Origin of the sequence: Staphylococcus gallinarum (assembly GCF_000875895.1) — a bacterium.
GTDB lineage: Bacteria > Bacillota > Bacilli > Staphylococcales > Staphylococcaceae > Staphylococcus > Staphylococcus gallinarum.
In genome coordinates this window covers 1-241 of sequence record NZ_JXCF01000047.1, presented here as the reverse complement: position 1 = coordinate 241, position 241 = coordinate 1, and the positions used below count along the sequence as shown (strand labels likewise).

General features: G+C 29.9%; 1 protein-coding gene. It reads left to right on the top strand.

Features of this window, described 5'->3' with window-relative positions; genetic code table 11:
- The coding region (locus SH09_RS12405) for a protein rep (RefSeq protein WP_042739962.1) at positions 1–241 on the top strand (241 nt) is incomplete at both ends.

The following is a 241-nucleotide window of genomic DNA, read 5'->3' as shown; positions in this document are numbered from 1 at the left end:
TTTTAAGAATAAAGCTAATTATATAACTCAAGAAGAATGGGTTAGTTTATGGCAAAAAGCATTACAAGTGAATTATCGGCCAGTAGCAAATATTAAAGCGATCAAACCTAACCAAAAAGGTGATAAAGATATTCAAGCAGCAATCAAAGAAACCTCAAAATATTCGGTTAAGTCATCTGATTTTTTAACTGATGATGATGAAAGAAATCAAGAAATCGTGAATGATTTGGAAAAAGGTTTA